Here is an 872-nt window from a genome sequence, read left to right as displayed (position 1 = left end):
CCAGCTCACATTCAAAGTCTGTTAATTGCTCTTCTATATAGTGGAAGATTTTTTTGGTTTGCCCTTCACGAGAAGAGAATAGAAATAATGCTTTTCCCACGATTTCCCCTTAACTACGCCAAAACGTCGGCGTGAGTAGAATAAGTAAGGTAAATATTTCCAGACGACCAAATAGCATGGAGACGATCAGCACCCATTTCGCTTTGTCGTTTACATCACCAAAGTGAAGTGCGACTTCGCCCAATCCAGGACCAAGGTTGTTGAGTGTCGCTGCTACGGCAGAGAATGCACTTAACTCGTCCATGCCTGTTGCAATCAAACCCAACATACATACCACAAACACTAACGCGTATGCTGAGAAGAATCCCCATACAGCATCGACCACACGTTGCGGTAGCGCACTACCTCCGACTTTGATGGTGTAAACCGCACGAGGGTGAACCAAACGTTTAAGTTCACGCGCACCTTGTAAGGTAAGAAGCAGAATGCGGATCACTTTCATACCACCACCGGTCGAACCTGCGCATCCTCCTATAAAAGAGGAGAACAGTAACAGTACTGGCAAGAACAATGGCCAATCTGCAAAACCGGTTGTGGTGAAACCTGCGGTTGTCGAGATTGAGACAGTTTGGAACAATGCTTGGTCAAACGCATCATAAGGTGATGTGTAAGAGTGGTGCTTCAATAGTAGTAAGAAGCAAACCAAAAACAGTAACACCTGAATAAAGATGAATGCGCGGAACTCTGGGTCTTTCCAATAATACTTAGGATGAACCCCACCAGAGGCAAATGCCGCAAAGTGCAGAGTGAAGTTACAAGCAGAGATCAGCAAGAACACCACGGTAATCAGGTTAATCGCGTAACTGTCGAAG

The 872-nt window shown here is 45.6% G+C and carries 1 protein-coding gene and 1 pseudogene; both read right to left on the bottom strand.

Features of this window, described 5'->3' with window-relative positions:
- A pseudogene (locus tag R7Q46_RS25855) lies at positions 1-100 on the bottom strand (menaquinone-dependent protoporphyrinogen IX dehydrogenase); the annotation flags it as partial.
- Between the two features lie 9 nt (positions 101-109).
- Positions 110-872: potassium transporter TrkG (locus R7Q46_RS25850; RefSeq protein ID WP_318078041.1), on the bottom strand; the 763-nt coding region annotated here is incomplete at its 5' end.

This window comes from Vibrio sp. 811 (genome assembly GCF_033339195.1).
This window is presented reverse-complemented; position numbering and strand designations above follow the sequence as displayed.